We start from the raw sequence: 22,526 nt of genomic DNA on the forward strand, positions 1-22,526 counted from the left end.
TTTTGAGCTTATTGGGGGGTTTCAATGACAGGTAAAGACAGGATAAAAATTGCCATTGCAGGAGTTGGGAACTGTGCAAGTTCACTTATACAGGGGATTGAGTATTACAGAAAAAAAGAGAATACAGATTCAATCGGTTTGATGCATCGGGATCTCGGAGGCTACTTACCATATGACATTGACGTAGCAGCAGCTTTTGATATTGACAGGAGAAAGGTTGGAAAAGACGTATCAGAAGCAATATTTACTCTTCCAAACTGCACAACTGTTTTCTGTTCGGATATACCGAAAACAGGTATTAAGGTAAGCCTGGGAAGGGTTCTGGACGGCTGTTCCGAGCACCTTCTCAATTATCCGGAGGAATGCAGGTTTCTGCCTGTGGAAGGTGAAGGTGCGACAAAAGAAGATATCGTAAGCATCCTGCAGAATTCAGGGGCCGAGATCCTTGTAAATTACATGCCTGTAGGTTCCGAAGAAGCTGCCTGTTTTTATGCCGAATGCGCCCTTGAAGCCGGCTGTGCCTTTATCAACAATATGCCTGTTTTTATTGCGAGCAACCCTGAATGGGCAAAACGCTTTGAAGAAAAGAAGCTTCCTATAATTGGCGATGACATCAAGTCCCAGCTCGGAGCGACCATAGTTCACAGGACTCTTGCCGACCTTTTTAGAAAAAGGGGAGTAAAGCTGGAAAGAACATACCAGCTTAACACCGGTGGAAATACTGATTTTCTTAATATGCTAAACCGGGACCGGCTTGCATCCAAAAAAATCTCGAAAACCGAAGCCGTCCAGTCCGTGCTTGCCGAGAGGCTTGAAAACGGAAATATTCACGTGGGTCCGAGTGACTATGTATCCTGGCAGAAAGACAATAAAGTCTGTTTCCTGCGGATAGAAGGAAAACTCTTCGGGGATGTGCCCATGAACCTCGAACTCCGGCTTTCGGTAGAAGACTCTCCAAATTCTGCCGGGGTCGTAATTGATGCTATCAGGTGTTGCAAACTGGCACTTGATAGGGAAAAAGGCGGAATTCTTTATCAGCCGTCTGCATATTTCATGAAACATCCTCCAATGCAGTATCCGGATGATGAGGCATACCGTATGATTGAAGAATTTATTGCAGGGAATCAAAATTAACGGTTGTCCACCTTTACATGGTTGATATTTTTGAAAAAACATCATTGCATCTCCCGAATTGCGCCTCACCCGAATTGCGCTTTGGGATCGCAGGAAATCGGAGATTTTCTGGGAGTTGCGATGTAATCGCAACAGTACGCGGTCCTTTTCGCTCCACTTCGTTCCGTTCAAGAAGACTCATTTATGGATGATGGTACTGAACTTTGCTCAAGAGGAACAAAAAACCTTTCCAGATACAGGGATAAAGTAAATTGAGAGGGGAAACTGAAAACAAGAATTAAAAATCAGAGAATTTATCCAGCTGTTTATCTGGATAGTTTTCCCTCAAACCGTTTATTTAGACAGCTCTTCCTTTAGCTGTTTATTTAGACAGCTCTTCCTTTAGCTGTTTATTTAGACAGCTCTTCCTTTAGCTGTTTATTTAGACAGCTCTTCTTCTACTTCTTCAGCTCCGGCTTCAAGTTCGTCCTTTTGCTGGGTATCGAACCGGAGTAACAGCGTCTGAAACTCCCCTATGTGTGTTTTTTCTTCCTTTGCTATATCCAGGAGAATTGCTCTGATATCCTTATTTTTAGTAAGGGCTGCCATTTGCTCGTAAAGATTTACGGCATCAAGCTCAGCAATAATTCCGGCCCTGAGGATTTCCTTATCGATATCGTCTTCAGATACATTCGCAAGATCTATAGGAATTTTTGATAACAATTTATTCACCCCTGCTTACTGTGTATGGAAGTATAATGATAAGTATTTTTACCAACATCTAATTTAATAAGAGTTATGCAGTTGGCTCTTAGCATGTCGTTTTTAACAATCTCACTCCTACATTAATTAATTTAATGTGTATAGAGGGTCATTAAAATATGCTGTCATTGAAACTCTTCAAATTTTCATCGCACTTTCAAACCAAGGTATTCCACTTTTTATTCTTTGAAATTCCAGATGCCTGTCATTTCAATGATAGGTAGTTCACTCTTTTCTCTACAATAAGTTGCAGACATAAGGATTAGGCAGGTTCAATTCATTGGTCATCGGTTAAGGAATTTTCTTGCTGATGATCTCGATTTCAAAGAAAAAATCAAGCCCAAATCTTGGCGTTTAAACTGAAATTGATATTAAACTCCAGCTTAATATCGCTGAACAATTTGACAAACTTTGTGGAAATCGATACAATTTGATAATGATTCCTGTTTAACCGATGACCGATGAGGTTCAATTTAATACTTCAAAATATGACAACTTGATTCCAGGGTTAAACAGCCTTAAATAAATAAAAAAATATTATTGGTTTTTATGTATGAGCTTGTTTCTCCGGTAAACCCCCTTGCTGTCCTGAGGTACACAGGGCATCTTTTGCAAGTTTTTTCAGTAGTTCTGCTTGTTCCTATGCTTGCAGCATTTGTTCTCGGGGAAACAACTGCGGCTATAATTTATGGGGGCAGTGCCCTTATAACTGCAGTAACGGGGGTTATACTCCACAAAGTGCTTCCGGATTTTGAACTTGAAATAAAAGAAGCCCTGATCCTTGCAGCCATTACTTTTCCACTTTGTTCTTTAGTTAGTGCAGTGCCAATGGCGCTTTTCACCGGAATGCCTTTTCTGGATGCTTTTTTTGAGTGTGTTTCAGGCCTGACAACAACAGGCCTGAGCCTTGCCCCGCCTTCTCCTACAAGGCTCTTTTTCTTCACCCGCTCCTGGCTGCAGTGGGTAGGAGGAATAGGCATAATCGTGCTTGTGCTTGGAATCCTTATCCGCCCGGGGACTACGGCATTCAGGCTTTACAAAGTAAACTTCGGGGAAAGCCGAATCCGCCCCAGTGTAATTACAACTGCCAGGACCCTTGGTACGGTTTATTTTGCCCTAACACTGTTCTCACTGACACTCCTGCTCCTCAGCGGCATGCCTTTTTATGAAGCTATCTGCCATACCCTGAGTGCGATTTCTACAGGTGGATTTTCAACGCAGACTGCTAGCATCGGGGCATATGGGGGCTTTTTGATCCCGTTCCTGATAACAGTTTCCTGCATAATGGGTGCAATCAGCTTTTCGCTATATCCGGAAGTCCTGAAGGACCCCGGGGCGCTTATAAGGGATCCGCAGGTAAGGTACATGCTCGGACTTTCCGTACTCGGGACAGCCCTTTTTGCTTTAACTCTTTCAGGAGAAGCAGGTGGGCTTGAACTACTTCATATGCTTCCTGATGCTGCTTTTCAGGTAATCTCAGCCCTTACCGGGACCGGTTTTTCCACTATAGACCTGGCTCCCCTTTCAGACGCTTCAAAAGGTTTTCTCAGTGCAATTATGTGCATCGGAGGCAGCATAGGCTCAACTACAGGCGGGATTAAGCTTTTCCGGTTGATTGTAATCGTGCAGCTCATAAGACTGGTTTTCTACCGCTTTTTCCTCCCCAGGGAAGCAATTACCCCTCTCAAGGTAAAGTCACAGGTACTTGATTCCGACGAAGTCTACCGCATCATGACCTATGTGCTGCTTTATTCAGTTGTGCTCGTGTTATCAGCTTTCATTTTCATGCTTTACGGCATAAATTCAGCAGATGCTATTTTTGAGACTTCAAGTGCTCTGGCTACGGCAGGGCTGTCAACAGGCGTAACAGCTCCCGGAATGCCGTCCCTGCTCAAGCTTGTGCTCTGTTCTGATATGCTGCTTGGGAGGGTAGAGATAATTCCGCTCTTCATCCTGCTTCTGCCCAGGACGTGGCTTGAGAAAAAGAGTAAAACCGAGGAAAACAGAGTCAAAACCGAGGAAAACAGAGTCAAAACCGAGGAAAACAGAGTCAAAACCGAGGAAAACAGAGTCAAAACCGAGGAAAACAGAGTCAAAACCGAGGAAAACAGAGTCCAGGAAGATGCAACCTGAAAGAAATTTATTAGAAGAAGAGAGTAGAATAGATTAGAAGAGAGCGGTAGAGTAATAAAAGTTAAAAGAGAATAGAAAAGTTAAAAGATTAAGAAAAAACAAAAAGGCTACGAAAAAAGAAAAAGGTCATAATAAAGGAAAGTAAAGGAAAGTAAAGGAAAGAAAAAATGAGAGTAATCATTATTGGAGCGAGTTCCCTTGGGATGCACCTGACCCGCACGATGATTCAGCAGGGAAATGAGGTTGTCCTTATAGAAAAGGAAGAAGAAATTGCAAGGCAGCTTGCTGAAGAACTCGACTGCACCGTGATCAATGCCGAGGGCACCCACCCGGACATTCTTGAAAAAGCAGGAATGGATTCAACGGATGCAATTGTGGCCTGCACCAACCATGACCAGGACAATATTCTGATAGGTCTGATTGCACAGGAAGCAGGAGTTAAAAGGGTCATTGTCAAGACCGATGATACAAAGTTTATGGAAATTGCAAAAAAGCTGGGGATTAGCTCTGCAATTAACCCGCCTCATATCTCCTCAACCATTATTTCTGATACCCTGCGCGGAATTGATACTATCGAGCTGAGCAACCTTATCAGGGCTGACGTCCGTGTAATCAGCTTCATTACAGAGGAACAGCATGCCGGCAAAAAGATTTCAGAAGTCCAGTTTCCAGAAAATACTGACTGTATTGGGCTTTACAGGAAAACTGACTTTATCCTTGCACGGGAAGACCCGAAGCTTGAAGAAGGAGACGAGCTTCTCATAATCACACGTTCGGGGAATATAGACAGGGTTTGTGAGAAACTTCGAGAAACATAACCCGAATTGCGCCTCGCCCGAATTGCGATTTGGGATCTCAGGAAATCGGATATTTTCTGGGAGTTGCACTGCAAGTGCAACAGCCCGCAGTCCTTTTCGCTGCGCTCAAGAGGACTACTTTATGGGTTTTAGCAGGGGGATTCGTTCAAGCGAACTTATTTTAAGAGCTTTCTGATCGATACAACCTTATTCACTGTATCAAACCGTTTTTGTCACGCTCGATGCGGGAGAGCGGCTTTTCCAAAAAATCAAAAAAAAGAAAACATGCATGAAATTTCTTGGATAACAAGCTCAAATAAATGAAATTACTTGAAAGCACTTTCATGCCAAAAGACTAAAAATAAGAGCCATGAAGCAAAATTGAGGTCATGTCTTATTTTATTGATTTTTACTGCTTTTTCTTCTCGAATTCTTCTTTCGTCTTCCTTCATTCTTCTTTCGTCTTCCTTCATTCTTCTTTCGTCTTTCTTCTTTTTAAAAGGGTTGCCATAAAAGCTGGCGGAGGCATCTTATAACGTGTTGATTTTTTGGCATTTATCTTAATCATTTTAGTTTTATTCTCATTTTGAAGCTTTATTTAGGGAAGTATCAAAATCTTTAAATATAATTAGTTATTAGTTGATTTATCAATAATTGATATTTTAATTGTCGTATTTTGAATAATTGAATATTCAATGTGTTTTTATGATAATTCATTATGTTCCAAATAATTATAAGCAAATTCTTCGAGTCAGAGCCTGGCAGACTCCGTGAAAAAGGGATGATTAAAAATGGATGAGGCAACACTGAGTAAGATAATTCTCCTGTCAATGGAAAGAGATGCTCTCAATAATCTGATTTTTGAGCAGACCTTTCAAAGTAAAATTGCAGGTAAGTTCAGGGAACTGAGCAAGAACCAGCCATTGGTAATTAAAATCATAGGAATAGAAGGAGAAATTATGCCTTCAACGATTGGAAAATACACCGGCATGGAAAAGAGCAGCCTTACGAGGATGGTTGATGACCTGGAAAAGAAAGGAATTGTGTTCAGAAAGACAGATCCCGATGACAGGAGAAAGGTGCTTGTTTCCCTCACTGAAAAAGGGTTTGATTATTATAATTGTTTAAACCGGATTACCACCGAAATGGCTGATGAAATCCTTCAGTTTGTTGATGATAAAGACGTTGAGGAGTATATGCATAGCCTTGAAACTATGGTAAAACTCCTGCAGAAAATAGATGCCAGCCAGGCTGCTTGAATAAGGTGACTGCAATCTGGTTATAGAAAATTATTGGTTAGAATTATTGGTTAAAATTATTGGTTAGAATTATTGGTTAGAATTATTGGTTAAAATTATTGGTTAGAATTATTGGTTAAAATTATTGGTTAGAATTATCGGCTATATGAAATTATTGAACGATTGGAACCATTAGATTATGAAGATTACCAGATAGAGCACATCTCTACAACGTGAAAGACGGAGGAAACCTGAATGACTCTTAAGCTTATTGATAACCTTCAGAAACTTGGTTTTACAGGCAATGAAGCCAAGGTTTATGCGTCACTTGTCTGCCTAAAACAGGCAAAAGCAAGTGAGATTGCCGAAAATGCAGGAGTCCCAAGACCTAAAATCTATGGAACCCTCAGAGGAATGGAGAAAAAAGGCTACGTCAGGATAATTGAAGGCGAACCAACCCTTTTTTGCTGCGTGCAACCAGAAGTGCTCATTTTAAGGATAAGGGCAGATTTCATGCTTTCTTTAAGCAAAATCGCCAGTGAACTGAATTCCCTGACTCCTGGAAGCAATAACTTTGCTTCAGAAAGTTTCAATGGGGAAAGGCTCAGGGTCTGAAGAGAAAAAGGGAAAACTTTTTGTTTCTCAACCAGTGCAAAAATACATTTCTCAATTTTTTATATATCTCAATTTTTTATATATCTCAATTTTTTATATACCTCAATTTTTAATTTCTGAACTTCAACGAACTGAAAGGAACTATTATTTATATTTTAAAAGAATTATCTGGACACTAAAAACTTTATCTAAAAACTTATCTAAACTAGAAACTTTAATTTATATTTTAAAAGAATTATCTGGACACTAAAAACTTTATCTAAAAACTTTATCTAAAAACTTTATCTAAAAACTTTATCTAAAAACTTTATCTAAAAACTTATCTAAAAACTTATCTAAAAACTTATCTAAAAACTTATCTAAAAACTTTACATCAATAAACCAAATAAGAGTTTAAAGGTAGAAGTGCATGCCCCTCAGTACTAACCGGAACATATGGCAGTTTCTGGCATTAACAACCATACTTTTCATATTGTTTTTTGCGATACTCTTCTATTTTGAGGATATTTTTATAGTCCTTATTGCAGGTGCAGTCTTGATTCTGATCGCGGAAAAAGTGATAAAAGTATTCAACAGGTTCATGGACAGGTTTCCAAACTGCAATCGAAAAGCAGTAGGTTTAGTCCTTCTTACCGGTGCAGGGCTTGCCGTCCTCTTCCTTGTGGGTAGCCAGGTACAGAGTCTTGGAGTCTTTATAGGAGATTTCAGTAATATACAGCAGGACTACGCAAGTGGAGCTTCAGCCCTTTTTTCCGAACATGAGTCCGAACTTTCAAAGCTTACGGATTCAGGCGTTATTAAACCCCAGGACCTGCAAAAAATAGGGAACACCATCTTTTCCGGGATTGCAGATACTGTTTCAAAGGTCTCTTATTATTTTTTTACTGGAGTATTGATAATCCCCCTCATGTTTAGTGTGTACTTCAAGCACCACAATAAAATAGAAAACTACATCCAGAATTATGCTCCTCCAGAACATGCGGACGGGATCGCAAAAGCCTTAAAAAGTATGGGTCGTGAGCTTGAAGATTTCTTCAGTGCAAAAATGCTTGAGTCTACTATTGTAGGGTTGATTTGTTGTATAGGGTTTTATCTGGGAGGCCTTGAAGGGTGGCTGTTTCTTGGCATCTTGGCAGGCTTTCTAAATATTATTCCGTATATCGGCCCTCTTATTGGGGCAATTCCTCCGGTTATTGTGGGTTATATTGATAGTCCGATGACAGCTCTCTTAGCAGTGATAACAGTTATTATTGCCCAGCTTATTGACAACCTCTACCTCATTCCATTCATGATCTCGGGAAAAGTGAATATTAACCCACTCTTAAGTGTGGTTCTAACTCTTGCCGCCTCCAAACTGTTAGGCCCCCTTGGGATGGTACTCGCAATCCCTATATACATCCTATATAAAATAATTATTCGAGAGTCGTACCGAGAACTGGTAAATATATATTGTGAAGATTAAGGCTTTTTTATGGTTCGGAGATCAGCAGTTTTTATGAAAAAAGGGCTTTCTAAATGCAGGATAAAAAACCTGGGCCCAAACGACTCCGGAAAAACAACTATTATCAAAATGCTTACGGGGCAGATAAAGCCAAACTCTGACACCCTTAAATTACACGGGATAAATGTGCTGGAAGATCCCCTGCGAGTCAGGGAACTTGGAGGAGTCTCCTGCTCCATATATCCGAAAACCTTAATCAGAGTACCCTTTATAACCTTCCAAGCCTTTCCATTTTCCTTGTTCCATCCGAAAACCAGCTCCTGCTTTCAGGTATTCTGATCCTTATTCCTTCTATTTTATCGCTTATTTTCCTGAAAATCGACTTCCCACAGGCGCAAAAGAGCTTCTTCAACTCTTTTTCAAAGCTTTGCAGGTATCTGAGTTCATACAGGTACGCAGCCTTTGTTTCAAAAGATTCCCTTGACCTTAAAAGAAGTGACGAAAGACTCGGAAAAATAATTTATCCTTTTGTGCTACCTCTGATGCTTGTCTGGACCCTGCTGTCCGCTCTCGAGAAGGTTATGCCGGCTTTGAGTACACTTACACTTTTTGCCCTGGTGCTTGGTGTGCTTTCATCCTCGATATACAAATCACGGGTTATCCCCCATAGATGTCTATTTAATCCTTGAAGGAAGACATATTAGGGGGAAAAGGCTATGATTCAGTTTCTTTTGCCGATAATAGTAATTGTAAGAGCATTAAGAACGCTACTTAAAGATCCAAAGTTCCGCTCCCTCCTGGTTCTTGTTATTATTACCCTTACTATGGGGACTTTTTTCTACCATTCTGTTGAGGGCTGGAGCTGGCTTGATTCTCTCTATTTTTCGGTTATCACACTGACAACTGTGGGGTATGGGGACTTTACACCTCAAACTGATTCCGGGAAAATTTTTACTATGATCTATATTTTCCTCGGGCTGGGAATTCTTTTTGGTTTTATTACACCAATTGGAGAATTTTTAATAGATAGAAGAATAGAACGTGTGGAGAAAAGGACACAGATAAAAGAGAAATTTGAGAATGAGCTTGATTATTCTGGTGTGATTGGAAAGTTGAAGAGAAAAAGATAAAACTCATTACAAAATTCGTTCTGACTCATTACAAAACCTGTTCTTACAGTTCCTGACTTAAATATTCAGGTAAATATACACTCAACTCTCTGGAGACCCTATGATCACCGACAAAAACTGACAGCAAACCATCCAAAAGTTCAAAAAAGTAAAAACAAACCAATCACTACCTGGAAACCAACCCTCTCAGCAGCAGCTTATCAAGATTCAAGACTTCTTCAAACTGGAAATCCTAAATTTGTAACATTAAGAGCTCAATCGTGACTGAAAAACGGAATAATAATTAAAATACGGAGAAAGAAATAAGCAATGATGGGTTGCTGCTCTTAGATACAATCTCCGGGATCCGGGCTGCCAGAAATAAGCAGTCTGAACAACCCGGTAACATAAATCACAAATAAATTTTTTATCTATTTTGCCCTTTCAATCAAGATTCTTTTCCTTTCCTCTGTAAAGAGCGAAATTTTGGAATGATACTGATCTTAAATCAATTCCTTCGGTTGTTTATGTTCCGGCAAAACCGGCAGGGGTGAGGTATTGATCAAAATCGGGCTTTCGATATCTTTTGCCCTCTCAATCACAAGTTCCTTTCCTTTCTTCGTGAGAGCAAAGAGAGGGATCGCAGCTGCAACCTGCACAAGAGGCTTTGCAAGTTCCCTGATATATTTTGAGGCACAGCTGATTACAATGTCCGAGTTATCCAGCAGACCCTGAGCTTCTTCCCGGCTGACACCTGTTACGTGTACTGCAATGACCAGCAGGTCAAGCCCGAGTTCTGATTCGATTTCCCTGATTTTTTTAGCGGTTTCTGCACCTGCAACCGTAACTGCGATTTTTTTGTAACCAAGTTCGGCAGCTTTTCTTACTCCGCCTGCCGGGTCGATGGCAGCGGTTGAGGGGGCAAGTACGGTTCCTCCACGCTCTTCGATCCCTTTAATGACCGCATCAATCGGCTCGGTTTCTACCAGGCCGGACATCCTGCCTCCTATTCCCTGGACAAGAACCGGGTTGCTGGATATTACTGTTCCTGCACCGTCACAGGCGGTTACGGTTGTTTCAAGGAAGCCGTTGTTGAGGCCGCTCATCATTATTTCGGAGGCGCCGAAGGCAACAACAGTTGTTTCAAATTCAAGCTTGCGTCTTTCCGTAAACATTCCTAACTCGCTGATCCGGGCCTCCATATTTTTCCGGATTTCTTCCGGGGTCATCTTCTGGACTCCCCGCAGCTTGACAAAGAGGGGGCACCAATCAACTTCCGGAGCCCCGACTTCCACGACCTTCCCATCTTTTACGACTACCCTGGCTTTTCCCATCATTTCCATTATATGAGGCATTATAAACCACCCTTTAAGTACTGGATTAAGTCATATTCGTTAAAAATAAGTGATTCTTATCTTGATTATTCTTTTTCTGGTTATTCTTGCCTTAATAGCCTTAATGATTCTTACCCTAATGATTCTTTTTCTGGTTTTACTTCTTGTCTTAACAAATGACTAATCTACAGGTTAGAATGAATCAATACCCACATAGAATTGGGTTTAAATGAAAATTGATAATGAATAATAAGCAACGGAAAGTGACTGATGAAAAAGCACAAAGAAAAGGCACAAAGAAAAGGCACAAAGAAAAGTGAATAATGAGCAATAAAGAATTAAGAAGGAGAGCAGGGCTTAAAGCCCTGCTCTGTCAACTATTGTGTCTGCCACGTGTTTTGCATCTTTGAATGGGAAATCTGCTGCTGTGAGCAGTTTGCCTGCTTCTCCCGCAGTAACTGCAAGGTCACCTGATCTACATGTGGTGTCTGCGCCGGCAGGGAATGCAGCAAGTAATTCTTCGGGTGTGTTTATGGGAAACTTTGCGTCTTTAAGGCCGCCAACAATCTGTCCGTGAATATCATCTCTTACAGTCATATTTTATCCCTCAAATTTTGTATTTTTTCCTCAAATTTTGTCTTCTTACCGGGTTTCCGGTTTTTATTTATCTGGACTTTTTACTTCTTTGCAGTTTGATTTCCTCCAGTGGATTCATTCTGCAATATCCTATAAGCAGGTTATTGATATATACTTAATCGTTATTGAAATATAGTTAATGTATCCCAGTGCATCACAGAGACCTCTGATTATCCCGACGCCCTTTCGGGCTGCAATCATTAATATCGTGCCGGATTCTCTAAACGATTGTTTACCAGCCGCCTGCACAAATACTAAAAACCAACTGAAATAAAATTTCACTAGAATAGGAAAAAAGAACCTTAAAAACCGAACCTCAAAAATAGAAAAACCAGTCGGAAAAGCCGACTACCGAAACATGAGCCTCACAGGGATCCAAAATCTCACAGGACCCAATATTCGTTCTTAAGATACTCAAATCCATGAAAAAGAACGCTCATTCTCCGAATTCATATTACAAATCCTGATGTATCTTCAACCATGCCCAATCCACTACCAGTTTCCTCAAGGTTTATGACCCTTTCCTCGGTCTCAATCTGGAAATCTACGACATCGACGAGGTTCTCTATGTACCTGAAATTGAAGTTATTGGTGAAGCTGAAAGCCTCCTTGCAATAGCTCTTTGTGACCATGAATACTCTGCCCTCTTCAGCAGTGAGAACCCATCTTTTGTCTCCTTTTTTTGAAGGGTACTCGTACACTTTTGCCTTCTTGAAGCGGTGCAACTTTCTGGTCTCTGCATCGTAGAATTCCATTGAATTGTGTATATTGTATTCTACTCCAACAATTTCGATATTCGGGATATAGTATGTCAGGATCGACCCATTTTTGAAAATAATTCTTGACCACTTCCAGGGAATTAGTGGCCCGATAACAATTACTTTCTGTGCATAGCACTTTCCAGAGAACTCCTTATCAAACAAAACACCCTTGAAATCAAAATAAAGGTTAGCGAACCTGTATCCGAATAAACCTCTGAAAAATTTAGATAATTCTGAATTGTAATTATCATCCGACGGCTCTCTGATATCTAAACAGCAGACATTTTCGCCATTGTTTGAAATATCAAGCGTATATTTCGGAAACGTCCCATGGAAATCCGCGGTCATTTTCTCACTGGAACAGGTCACTCTATCATCTTTAACTTCGATGATCCCCGGATCATCGGTGAGGTTTCTCTTAACCTCATCATATGCCCAGGAGACGCAGTACCCCTCGGTTTTGTCGTTTATTATCCTGCTGTTCTCTACATACCTGCCGTTAACCTCGATATCGCCCGCACTCCTGCCGAACATGAGAAAAAACTGGCGCCTGGATCCGTCATCAGCTGTGAATTTCATGAACCAGTATTCTTTCCCGAAAAGAGGAAGATCCTCAAAAGAAAAAAAAAGGTCATCAATGCCTCTTTTGGTTTCTTTCTTTAACAGGAGTCTTTCTATTTTACCCTTACTTTCCTTTATATCCTGTATTGACGCGATAAATGCTTTCTTTTCAGTATCAGGCAGATTTCTGATGTAATCGTTTCTTTCCCTTATAAAACGCAAAAGCTTGTTTTTTTCGATTATAATTCTCTCTTCAAGAGTTCTGTTTTTACTCTCTTTTTCATTTGCTATGGTGGGTTTGTCATTCACTACGACAGGGTTGTCATTCACTATGGCAGGCTTGTCATTTGATATGGTGGTCATCTCATCTTCCCTGGAACTTTAGACAATACTTTTTCAGAGTTATAACAATCATAAGTTCTAAAAAATATAATATTATCGTAGAAAAATACTGTGAATGGATTGTTTGACGCAAAAAGAAAGAAAGAAAGAAAGAAAGAAAGGAAATAGGTAAAGAAAAAGAAAATAGGTAAAGAAAAAAGAAATAGGTAAAGAAAAAGGAAATAGGTAAAGAAAAAAGTAAACAATAATGGTTTTGATACCGTTTTTATTTCGCTTTATATTAGATCCCTTGGCTGTTTGTGCTCGGGAAGCACAGGCAGAGCCATTGTATTGATCAGAATCGGGCTTTTGATGTCCTTTGCCCTTTCGATCACAAGCTCTTTTCCTTTCTGGGTAAGGGCAAAAAGTGGCACGGCAGTCCCGACCTGTGCGATAGGCTTTACAAGGTCCCGGATTGGTTTTGAAGCACAGCTGGTTACGATATCCGAATTTTCCACAAGGACCTGGGCTTCTCCCCTGTTCAAACCTGTAACATGGACTCCAATTACTATCAAATCAAGCCCGAGTTCAGTTTCAAGCTTCCGTAACTCTTTTGCAATTTCCCCGAAAGCCGCAGTTACTGCGATCTTTTTGTAACCGAGTTCGGCTGCTTTTTTCACACCTGCAACCGGGTCCATTACGGCAGTTGAGGGGTCAAGCACGATTCCACCACGTTCCGTGATTCCGTTTATAATGCCATCGATTGGCTCGGTTTCGACCAGACCGGACATCCTGCCTCCCATGCCCTGGACAAGGGTAGGGTTATTGGAAATGACAGTTCCTGCACCTTCACAGGCGGTCACGGTTGTGTCAAGTAAACCTCTGCTCAGGCCTGTCATCATAACTTCAGATGCTCCAAACCCTACAAAGTCTTCGAGTTCCAGCCGACGCTTGTCCGTAAACATCCCAAAATCGCTGATCCTGAATTCCATATTCTTCTTGACCTCTTCAGGAGTGATCTTCTGGATCCCTCGGATCTTGGCAAAGAGGGGGCACCAATCAACTTCAGGCTCTCCGACTTCGATGACCTTTCCGTCCTTTACGACAACTCTTGTTTTTCCCAGTAATTCCATTATGTGAGGCATAGTTCCACCTTTCAAAATTGAGCAAAAATATAATAGTTAAGAAATTTAAATTTGATAAAAATTACAGGTGAAGTTTGTGGTTGCTTATTTAATAGCTTATTGGTTTTGGGGTTTTGGTTCGATTTATGGATTTTTGCAGAAATTTTTATTGATCTGGATTGTGGTTTTGAAAGTTTGTGGTTTTGAAAGTTTGTGGTTTTGCAAATCACTTTCATGGTTGTTGAGTTTGAAGTGAAAAATTCGTTGTATTAATGTAGTTTAAGATAACGCAATTTGAGATGAAAAGTCATTACTACTTTGTTTTTCAATTTATAGCCGGATTTCCAACCTGCATCTTTCCCCGACCACCTCCGTTTGTGAAACAAACGACTTTTTCTATGAAATTAAAAAAGAAAATAAAAATCATTCCCCAGATCCTTCAAGTTTCTTTAATTTCTGCTCGCAAAAGTCAATTATCCTCGGGTTTTCAACCGCTTTTCCTATAAATAGGGCCTGTTCGTAATATTCAATTGCTTTTCTGGACTCTCCCGGACGGCTCTCCCAGATCCCAGAAAGCTCTTCCAGATCCCAGAAAGCTCTTCCAGATCCCAGAAAGCTCTCCCAGATCCCAGAAAGCTCTTCCAGATCCTAGAAAGCTCTCCCAGATCCCAGAAAGCTCTCTCAGACCTTTTAGTATAGTATGCGTCCCCCAGATTTCCAAGGTGATTTCCTTCTCCCTGCCTGTCACTTATTTATCTTGAAACGTTCAGTGCCTGTTAGTAATGTTTAGTTGCTTTTTTCACGTAACCAGGTTGATAGTAAGTGATTCCAGAGGCACCAAACACAAAACCCTTTATCGTATTGCTTAAAAAAACTTTTTCTTTGAGCAGATAGGCAGGTAGTAATTTCCTTTACAATGTTATGAGGGTAGTGTAGTCTCCCCAAATTTCAAGATAACAAATTATTTTCGGCCCACACAAAAAAGCGAAAACCCCTTTTTTTCTTTTAGCTCCTTTGAAACTCCGACTTTCTGTTTATAATGGCGATCTGTTCTCTTTGTTTCTTTTAGATCCCTTAATTTATCTATTAGAATTTCTTCCTGTCTCCTGTCACCTAATTCTCTGGAAATCACGAGTGCCTGCCCATAACGTTCAATTGCTTTTTCTTTATCTTCCAGAAAACTATATGTCAAACCCAACCTTTCAAGAGTTTGACATTCTTTATATTTTTCCCCAATCTCCCTCAAGATTTCAAGTTCCTGTTCACTATATTCTGCTACTTCTTTCATTTCTCCCAGGCGATTATGTGCTATCACCAGGTTCTTAAGAATATCTCCTTCTCCCCGCTTATCCCCTATTTCCCTTGATATTTTGAGAGTTTGATCAAAGTATCCAATTGCTGCCCTTACTTCCCCCACCTGATAGCATAAGTTACCCAGGTTTCCAAGATTATTTCGTTCTCCTCTTAAGTTACCGTTTACTCTGGCGATTTTAAGTGCACGCTCATAGAATTCAATTGCTTTTCCTGTTTCTCCCAAAAAACCGTATGCCATTCCCAAATTTCCTATTACGGTCCCTTCACTTTCTATATTTCCTGTTTCACGGGAGATTTCCAGGGCCTGTTCGTAGTATTTAATAGCTTTCTCTATTTCTCCTAAACGGCTATAGGCCAATCCCATATTTTCGAAAGCTAGTTCTTCTCCTTGCCTATCACCTATTTCTTTAAAAATCTCTACTGCCTGCTGGTAATATTCAATAGCTTTTCTTATTTCTCCAAGATGGCTGTAAGCTAAACCCAATCTTCCAAGGTTATTTCCCTCTTCTCTTCTATTCCCATTTTCCCTGGAATTTTTAAGATCCAGCTCACAAATTTCAATTGCTTTTTTACTTTCTTTTACATCATTGTGTGTTAATCCAAAATTTACGGATCTGTTTTTTGCTTCCCGCATACTTGTTCCCCCCTATAGAAATTATATATTCTATGCATGTCGTTCACTTATCTTTTCTTTTTCCCTGTAGTCTTCATGATAACTATTTTTAAAAACCATCAGAGACACATTATATATTTTTTAATAATGTTTTTAAACAAGATAAGTTTTTTCTTCTCAAAGATAATGATCAGACAGCGAAAGTTTCAATATAAACTCTTAATTACCATCACTTTTAAAATCTATAGAAAGTAAAAAAACCGCTCGCAGATCTGTAGTAAAAACTCCAGACGTTCTAAGAAACAATACTTCCAATGTTGCTGCTTTGATGAAAAAAGTCTGAATTTAATTAAATAGTAAGCAAAAAAGAGTTACAGAAAATCAGAGAATAAATTCCCTGAAAAGTTACAGAAAATCAGAGAATAAATTCCCTGAAAAGTTACAGAAAATCAGAGAATAAATTCCCTGATTATTGGCTTGTGGTTTTGTAAATCCCTTTATCAGTTGTTGGGTTTGAAATGCAAAATTTTTTGATTGCTGCAGTCTGAGCTAAAAAGTCACTGTTTCTTTGTATTCTAATTTATGGCCGGGTTTTCAACTTGCATCTTTTCCCGGCAACCCCCGTTTGCGAAGCAAACGGCTTTTCCCATGAAATTAAAAAAGAAGACAAAATCATTCATCTGATCCTTCAAGTTTCTTTAATTTCTGCTCGCAAAAGTTAATTAGCCTCGGATTTTCAATCGCCTTTCCTATAGCCAGGGATTGCTTTAAAAACTCTATTGCTTTTTCTAGTTGTCCAAGAGCAGCGTACGAGATTCCTAGACTTATAAGGCTTAAACTTTCTCCCCTTTTATTTCTAGCCTCTCTGTCAATCTTTAAGCTTTGTTCGTAATATTCAATTGCTTCTTCTGCTTGTCCACAAATTAAAAAAGATTTCCAATATTCCCTAACAAATCTCCTTCATCGCTCTTGTTCTCTAGTTCGATTGAGATTTTTAGAGATTTTTCATAACAATCTATAGATTTTTTAAACATTCCTATATTTTTATAAGCTATTCCCAGATTCATATATTGATTTTTTTCTCCTATTTTGTCCCCAACATCTTTAAAAATATTTAGTGATTGCTCAAGGAAATCGATACCTTCATCTATATTTCCAATCTGAGAATATAATATGCCTAAGTTTGAAAAACAACTTCCTTCTCCTCTTTTATTTCCAACATATCTGAATATTTGCCCAGCACTCTTGTAATTTATTATCGTTTGCTCTATTTCTCCCAACTCTAAATACACATTACCTAAGTTTACATAGCTGGTTCCTTCTCCAAGCTGGTCTCTAATATCCTTCGTAATCTTTATTACCTGTTTATAATACTCAATTGATTTTCTGCGGTCTCCAAGTTGTTGATAAGCTAGACCAAGATTGCCTAGTTGATTTGCTTCTCCTTTTTTGTTCTCTCTTAGTCTTGCGATTTTTAACGCTTCTTCAATAAGTATAATTGCTTCTTCAGCTATTCCAAGTTTGAAGCAAGCTATTCCAAGAATTCCAAGAAAATACCCGTGGCATTCTAAAGAAATAATTCTTCCTTCTAGGGAAATATTTGGCAATAAAGGAGTACACAGTTCTACTATAGTTTTGAAGTTTCCCCACATTTCCAACTGACCACATACATTGGAATGATAAAGAATTCTTGCAGCAAGATCGACTCTTCCTGCACTACAGGCATGATAGTGAGCTTCTATTAGAGATTGAAGGTCTTCTATTTTGGATGGTTTTTTTGGGAGTGGAAATAAAACATAATATATATAGGCATTAGCATGTGCTTCCGTTATATCTTTCAGTCCCTTGTAAGCAAATTCTTGTATGAGAGGATGAAGCCAATAGCTACCATTGTGGTTGGTTTCAAGCAAAGATTTATTAAGTAACTTTGAGACTGAATCTCGTGGAGTTTTTTCAGTGAACATAGCTTTGAGAGCCTTTATCGCCACGGGCTTACGATAGACTGAGATGTGCTCCAGAAATTCTTTTTCATTCCCTGCCAATTTGTCAAATAATTTTCTTGCCTTTAAGATTGTATCCTCCATCTGATCTCGGTACATGCTCAGATCTTCCAGGATGTCATTTGCTCCATATTCTTTTACCAACTGTACAAGCAACCTCAAAGCAAGGGGATGGCCGTCCACACCTACAGCCAGTTCCTCCAGCTTTTGAGTTCCAACTTTGTCGAGCCCGTTACTGACTAGATAATTGACTGCAAATTCTTTTCTCAAACCATTGAGATGGTGCTTTTCCTCACCTTCAATCACATCGACAAGACTTTCTCCATTTTCTAATTTGGGAAGGGTCCGACTTGTTACAATGACTTTTGCTTTGTGGTCGTTGTATCGCAGCGAGGAAAAAAGAAGTTCGATTCCTTTGTCAGTAAACTGTTGATCTTCAAGAACGGTGCTCAGGTCATCGAAAATGAGCCAGACTTCGCTTCTTCTATGAAGTTCGCCGGTGAGTTTGTCGACATCAGTTTTTCCTGGTTCTCTTCTTTCGGCTTTAAAGGATGCAATATATGGGGCTTTCATGTAGGCAGCAAGTTTTTCGAGGATGTCTCCAAGTTTTGCGTTCTGGTTCTGATTGAAGTTGAACCAGAAAGGTTCGGGGACGTTTACGGGTCTGAGGTCTACGAGAGCTCTTGCGAGGGTGGACTTGCCCACGCCGCCGATTCCACTGAGAAGTAAAATCCGGTGGTTTTCGAGGTATGTAAGGTCTTTTCTTAACTCATCAGCTCGATTTTGGGTGACAAATTGCTTCAGTTTTTCAGGGTAATAGGGGAGATTTGAAGGGTTGTAGCGGCTCAGGATTTCTTGATTTGATGCTTCTTTTCTTCTCTGATCCAGATATTCGATGATTTTGATTAATTCATCACCGGAAGGAGTTTCAAAATTGAAAAAGGTGTTGTAATTTCCTACCGCGAATTGATCAATATTTTCAATATTCTCGATATTGAGGTTTATAGTAACTTCTATTTCCCTGGCAAGGTCAGGGTTTTTTCTCAGTAATTTCAGGATTTCCTGTTGCAGATCCTCTTTTGCGGCTGGATCTTCGGAGTTTTTGGACACTTTTATAAGCGCTTTTCGAAGGGATTCAGTCATTTTTGGGCTTATCTTTTCCAGCAGAGCTTTTGCCTTTTTCCCGCTTTTAGAACCTATTTTTTTAAAGGCTTTTTCGTAGAGCATATCTCCAAGAACGTCTGTCCCTTTGTCTGCGAGAGGTTTTCCTGCAATGTATAGGGCAGATAAGGCGGGAACAAGAATATCTGCTGCTTGATGGGCAAGAATAGCCGGATCCATGAAACTACTCCAATTTCTTTTCTGACATTGGAGGCAGGTAAAATAAATATTGTTATTTAGAACGGTTGATAAGAATTATTTTCAAGCTTCAACTTTTTTCAGGGCTTCATTTGATAAAATTCAGGAATTTCAGCTTTTTTGCAGACTTCAAGGAAAGGCCGCTCTCCTGCGTCGAGCGTGACAAGACACGTTTGATGAAATAATAAGGATATTCTGGTGAAGATTAAATTATACAAAATAGTCGGAAACTGATTGTCTAACTTTTCAACATAAAATATATACTGGGATCTATTTACTTTACATCAAAAATCAAAAACAGTTGTTCTCCATGAGAAAAAATCAGGTGCTTCTTTGAGGATCAATTTGAGTGAAGAATTGTTAATCCAGATAATTATTGGGTACTCGAATTCCAGTAAATTCTCTCTCAGCATGTTTAGAAGAAATAACGTTTCAGATTTTCCGTTTTTGTTTTTCTTTCTTATTGCTTTATCAAACCCGAGCACAAAAACTGCAACTATTTTATTCTGGGATTTGTTGAACTTATAGGCATCTAATTCCGCTTTTTCTTTTAACAGGTGAAACAGATTTGTCGAATCTTCATCCATTCTCAGTTTATCAATGTAAATTCTGTCACCTACTCGCTCTAAAATTTCATCGCAAACTAAATTGCACAAAATAGGTTCATTACAGTTTACAAATGCAATAGTACAATCATTTGACAGTTCAAGAAGAGTAATTATCTCTTCTATTTTTGAGTGGTGGGATGATTCCAGTTTCATCAATATACCTGTACAAAATAATCTATGAATTTATAGAACAGATTGCCTTGTAAGGAGTATCTAACCTTTTCTCTTTAATGAATTCGAATAAAAAAGTTACCGGAAACTGTAAACAAGTTTCCAGTTTTAAGCATTTAAGTATGAATTTATTTCAGAGTTCTGCCCGCCTGTCAATAATCCTCTTTGCCTTTCCTGCGGTCCTTTCGATGCTGCCTTTCTCCAGCAATTCGACGTTTGTGCGGATGTTCAGGACGGCTTTGAGTTCGTGCTGGACGTGGTTCTGGATGGCTTTGAGGTCTTTGAGATCGCCGGTAAAAGCATTATCTTCAAGTTCGACTTCGATTGTGAGCTCGTCAAGCATGTGTTTATTGCGGTTAAGGATAAGCTGGAATTGTTCACCGACCTGTGGGATTCTTGAGATAACGTCCTGGATCTGGGAGGGGAAGACGTTGATTCCACGGACGATCATCATGTCGTCTACCCTGCCGAGCAGGCGTGAGATCCTGGTTGTTGTTCTGCCGCAGTCGCATTCGGACTCAAGGAGGCGGGTCATGTCACCTGTGCGGTATCTTATGTTGCATAAACCTTCCTTGTTGAGGGAAGTTAAGACGAGTTCACCTTTTTCGCCTTCAGAGACCTGTTCTCCGTTTTCGTCCAGAACTTCGACGAAGAAGTTGTCGCTCCAGATGTGCAGACCGTTCTGTTCCTGGCACTCGAAGCCGACACCAGGACCGAGCATTTCGGAGAGGCCGTAACAGTCATAGGCTTTGAGGTTCAGGCGTTTTTCAAGCTGTTTCCGCGTGTTTTCCGACCAGGGTTCGCCGCCGAAGATGGCTGCTTTTAAGGAAAGTTTGTCTATGAGACCTAGCTCTTCTGCAGTTTCTGCGAGGTAGAAAGCGTAGGAGGGGGTGCAGTGGACCGCAGTTACCCCGAAATCGATCATCATTTCAAGCTGCCGGGCGGTGTTGCCTGTCGCTGCCGGCACGACCAGGGCTCCCATCCTCTCTACACCGTAGTGGAAGCCCATTCCCCCGGTAAAGAGGCCATAGTTCATGGAATTCTGTATAACGTCGCCTTTTGTAAGCCCTATCATCGTAAGGCTTCGAGCGATCAGGTCCGACCAAGTCTCAATGTCCTTTGCAGTATATCCAACAACCGTGGGCTTCCCGCTGGTCCCTGAGGAAGCATGAATGCGCACGATATCCTCTTTCTTTGCAGCAAACAGCCCGAATGGATAGTTGTCCCGAAGGTCTGTTTTGCGTGTGAAAGGCAGCTTCCGGACGTCCTCAAGGGTCTTGATGTCCTCGGGAGCGACTCCAGCCTCTTTGAATTTCTGCCTGTAGAAGGGAACGTTGTCATAGACCAGCTTTGCACTGTGTTGCAGGCGTTTCAGCTGTAGTCTCTTCGTTTCTTTGGGATCCATTGTTTCATATTTCGGCTGCCAGTATTTCATTAAAAGGACCTTCTTTTGATTTGTGAAACCATTTTTTAGATTCAAATGTTGCTATGAACTACTCTATTCGTGCTAAACCTACTCGTGCTATGACTCTACATGTCATGATATTTTAAGTGATCCTATGAGTAATATACAATGTTTGAAAAAATCCTTCTGTACTGTAATCCTTCCCACATATAAATATTGTTGAGTGAACTGTTTGGATTGGGAAGGTTAGTAAACTTAGTGGGTTTAAAGTAATCCATTCAGACGGATATTCTTAAAAATGAAACGCCGTTTGTTGAAATAAGTAAACAAATTATAACAAAAATTAGTTAAACAACTATCGGTTTTAAATAATCTTTCTTTGTCTACGATATCACATCAGAACATATCAACCTACAGATCCCATTGTACGCAACCCTATAATTATCTGGAATCTCTTCAATAGAATTGAATATTTCATAACACTTCTTGCTAACGTTTTTTAAATGATGACGGCCGAAAAGCATTAGTATTCAACCTTATTCTCAGTTTCTTCCCATACCTTAAAAGCCTCCAATGCCTCTTCCTTGAGGAGCTGCCGGAATTCAATTTTTCGTTCCTGTGGAGAACATGAAATTTCCTTGTATATGAAGGAATCATCAAAGCCGATATTTTCAGCATCAGACCTTGTGCTGGCAAAGAAAACTCTATCTATCCTTGCCCAGTAAATGGCCCCAAGGCACATAGGGCAGGGCTCGCAGGAAACGTAGATCTCACATCCGCTAAGATTAAAGGTATTCAGTTTCCGGGCTGCCTCTCTTATGGCACTGATCTCTGCGTGGGCGGTCGGATCATTAAGCACGGTGACCTGGTTGCAGCTTTCAGAAACTATTTCCCCATTTTTCGTAATCACTGCCCCAAATGGTCCTCCCCCTCTTGTTATACTTTTGAGGGAGAGTTCAATAGCACGTTTCATAAACAAAAAATCTTTTTTAGACATGTGTCGCTCCTTCATTCCTATTTTCATGTAGATGATAAATGTGAACTACCACTCAGCTAAAGACTGAGTGGCTTTTTGGTTCATTCCTCCCTCTATTGAGGGCAAGTCCCCAAG

Annotated in this window: 22 protein-coding genes; 8 read left to right on the top strand and 14 right to left on the bottom strand. The window is 40.1% G+C overall.

The annotated features are described in order from the left end of the window. The first annotated feature begins 24 nt into the window (after nt 1-24). Nucleotides 25-1,134, top strand: coding sequence for an inositol-3-phosphate synthase (locus MSWH1_RS09925; RefSeq protein WP_048128137.1), 1,110 nt, complete (start codon nt 25-27; stop codon nt 1,132-1,134). A gap of 417 nt (nt 1,135-1,551) precedes the next feature. Here MSWH1_RS09925 and MSWH1_RS09930 read toward each other — a convergent pair whose 3' ends face one another. Continuing rightward, nucleotides 1,552-1,836 carry a ferritin family protein gene (locus tag MSWH1_RS09930; protein ID WP_048128139.1) on the bottom strand — a complete coding sequence of 95 codons (285 nt, stop codon included), beginning with the start codon at nt 1,834-1,836 and terminating at the stop codon, nt 1,552-1,554. Between the two features lie 588 nt (nt 1,837-2,424). On the opposite strand from MSWH1_RS09930, the gene MSWH1_RS09935 reads away from it, so the two are divergent. Then, on the top strand, nt 2,425-4,008 hold the full coding sequence (locus MSWH1_RS09935) for a potassium transporter TrkG (RefSeq protein WP_082088235.1): 1,584 nt from the start codon (nt 2,425-2,427) through the stop codon (nt 4,006-4,008). Between the two features lie 167 nt (nt 4,009-4,175). Continuing rightward, nucleotides 4,176-4,826, top strand: coding sequence for a TrkA family potassium uptake protein (locus MSWH1_RS09940; protein ID WP_048128141.1), 651 nt, complete (start codon nt 4,176-4,178; stop codon nt 4,824-4,826). Between the two features lie 305 nt (nt 4,827-5,131). Here MSWH1_RS09940 and MSWH1_RS19135 read toward each other — a convergent pair whose 3' ends face one another. Beyond that, nucleotides 5,132-5,278, bottom strand: coding sequence for a hypothetical protein (locus tag MSWH1_RS19135; RefSeq protein WP_156148141.1), 147 nt, complete (start codon nt 5,276-5,278; stop codon nt 5,132-5,134). A gap of 318 nt (nt 5,279-5,596) precedes the next feature. Between MSWH1_RS19135 and MSWH1_RS09945 the strand changes: the two genes are divergently transcribed. The 4 genes from MSWH1_RS09945 to MSWH1_RS20205 all read left to right on the top strand — a co-directional run bounded on the left by MSWH1_RS09945 (nt 5,597) and on the right by MSWH1_RS20205 (nt 8,438). After that, nucleotides 5,597-6,064: a MarR family winged helix-turn-helix transcriptional regulator gene (locus MSWH1_RS09945; protein ID WP_048128143.1), complete on the top strand. Its 468-nt coding sequence runs from the start codon at nt 5,597-5,599 to the stop codon at nt 6,062-6,064. 234 nt (nt 6,065-6,298) lie between these two features. Next, a complete protein-coding gene (locus MSWH1_RS09950; RefSeq protein WP_048128145.1) occupies nt 6,299-6,658 on the top strand; it encodes a TrmB family transcriptional regulator in 360 nt (119 codons plus the stop codon). A 409-nt stretch (nt 6,659-7,067) separates the two neighbouring features. Continuing rightward, nucleotides 7,068-8,120 (top strand): AI-2E family transporter, encoded by a 1,053-nt coding sequence (locus tag MSWH1_RS09955; RefSeq protein WP_048128147.1) that lies wholly within the window; start codon nt 7,068-7,070, stop codon nt 8,118-8,120. A gap of 9 nt (nt 8,121-8,129) precedes the next feature. Beyond that, complete coding sequence (locus MSWH1_RS20205) at nt 8,130-8,438, top strand: ATP-binding cassette domain-containing protein (RefSeq protein WP_231585640.1); 309 nt, start codon at nt 8,130-8,132, stop codon at nt 8,436-8,438. A 181-nt stretch (nt 8,439-8,619) separates the two neighbouring features. Here the strand turns inward: MSWH1_RS20205 and MSWH1_RS20565 are convergent, their stop codons facing one another. Next, entirely contained in the window at nt 8,620-8,748 is a 129-nt protein-coding gene (locus tag MSWH1_RS20565; protein WP_255350460.1) for a hypothetical protein, read from the bottom strand. A gap of 67 nt (nt 8,749-8,815) precedes the next feature. On the opposite strand from MSWH1_RS20565, the gene MSWH1_RS09965 reads away from it, so the two are divergent. Next, the gene (locus MSWH1_RS09965; protein WP_048128152.1) at nt 8,816-9,229 is read left to right on the top strand and encodes a potassium channel family protein; all 414 of its coding nucleotides are present in this window, start codon (nt 8,816-8,818) and stop codon (nt 9,227-9,229) included. A gap of 482 nt (nt 9,230-9,711) precedes the next feature. Here MSWH1_RS09965 and MSWH1_RS09970 read toward each other — a convergent pair whose 3' ends face one another. From MSWH1_RS09970 to MSWH1_RS10015, 11 genes are all read right to left on the bottom strand, one after another. Beyond that, on the bottom strand, nt 9,712-10,563 hold the full coding sequence (locus tag MSWH1_RS09970) for a methanogenesis marker 8 protein (protein ID WP_048128153.1): 852 nt from the start codon (nt 10,561-10,563) through the stop codon (nt 9,712-9,714). Between the two features lie 336 nt (nt 10,564-10,899). Continuing rightward, on the bottom strand, nt 10,900-11,139 hold the full coding sequence (locus MSWH1_RS09975) for an MTH865 family protein (protein WP_048128155.1): 240 nt from the start codon (nt 11,137-11,139) through the stop codon (nt 10,900-10,902). Nucleotides 11,140-11,627: 488 nt separating this feature from the next. Continuing rightward, nucleotides 11,628-12,863, bottom strand: coding sequence for a hypothetical protein (locus MSWH1_RS09980; protein ID WP_231585641.1), 1,236 nt, complete (start codon nt 12,861-12,863; stop codon nt 11,628-11,630). 254 nt (nt 12,864-13,117) lie between these two features. Then, nucleotides 13,118-13,966, bottom strand: coding sequence for a methanogenesis marker 8 protein (locus tag MSWH1_RS09985; protein WP_048128157.1), 849 nt, complete (start codon nt 13,964-13,966; stop codon nt 13,118-13,120). 505 nt (nt 13,967-14,471) lie between these two features. Further along, nucleotides 14,472-14,693 carry a hypothetical protein gene (locus MSWH1_RS09990; RefSeq protein ID WP_048128159.1) on the bottom strand — a complete coding sequence of 74 codons (222 nt, stop codon included), beginning with the start codon at nt 14,691-14,693 and terminating at the stop codon, nt 14,472-14,474. Nucleotides 14,694-14,906: 213 nt separating this feature from the next. Continuing rightward, nucleotides 14,907-15,893: a tetratricopeptide repeat protein gene (locus tag MSWH1_RS09995; RefSeq protein ID WP_052722652.1), complete on the bottom strand. Its 987-nt coding sequence runs from the start codon at nt 15,891-15,893 to the stop codon at nt 14,907-14,909. 651 nt (nt 15,894-16,544) lie between these two features. Beyond that, a complete protein-coding gene (locus MSWH1_RS20855; RefSeq protein ID WP_082088236.1) occupies nt 16,545-16,796 on the bottom strand; it encodes a tetratricopeptide repeat protein in 252 nt (83 codons plus the stop codon). Continuing rightward, nucleotides 16,796-18,982, bottom strand: a complete 2,187-nt coding sequence (locus tag MSWH1_RS10000) for a tetratricopeptide repeat protein (RefSeq protein ID WP_197074588.1) — start codon at nt 18,980-18,982, stop codon at nt 16,796-16,798. The genes MSWH1_RS20855 and MSWH1_RS10000 overlap by 1 nt, the downstream gene beginning before the upstream one ends. A gap of 533 nt (nt 18,983-19,515) precedes the next feature. Beyond that, nucleotides 19,516-19,992, bottom strand: a complete 477-nt coding sequence (locus MSWH1_RS10005) for a hypothetical protein (RefSeq protein ID WP_048128163.1) — start codon at nt 19,990-19,992, stop codon at nt 19,516-19,518. Between the two features lie 151 nt (nt 19,993-20,143). Then, nucleotides 20,144-21,445: a phenylacetate--CoA ligase family protein gene (locus MSWH1_RS10010; RefSeq protein ID WP_048128165.1), complete on the bottom strand. Its 1,302-nt coding sequence runs from the start codon at nt 21,443-21,445 to the stop codon at nt 20,144-20,146. A gap of 493 nt (nt 21,446-21,938) precedes the next feature. Beyond that, nucleotides 21,939-22,412, bottom strand: a complete 474-nt coding sequence (locus MSWH1_RS10015; RefSeq protein ID WP_048128166.1) for a nucleoside deaminase — start codon at nt 22,410-22,412, stop codon at nt 21,939-21,941. Nucleotides 22,413-22,526: the final 114 nt, after the last annotated feature.

Source organism: Methanosarcina sp. WH1 (genome assembly GCF_000970005.1).
Taxonomy (GTDB): Archaea; Halobacteriota; Methanosarcinia; order Methanosarcinales; family Methanosarcinaceae; genus Methanosarcina.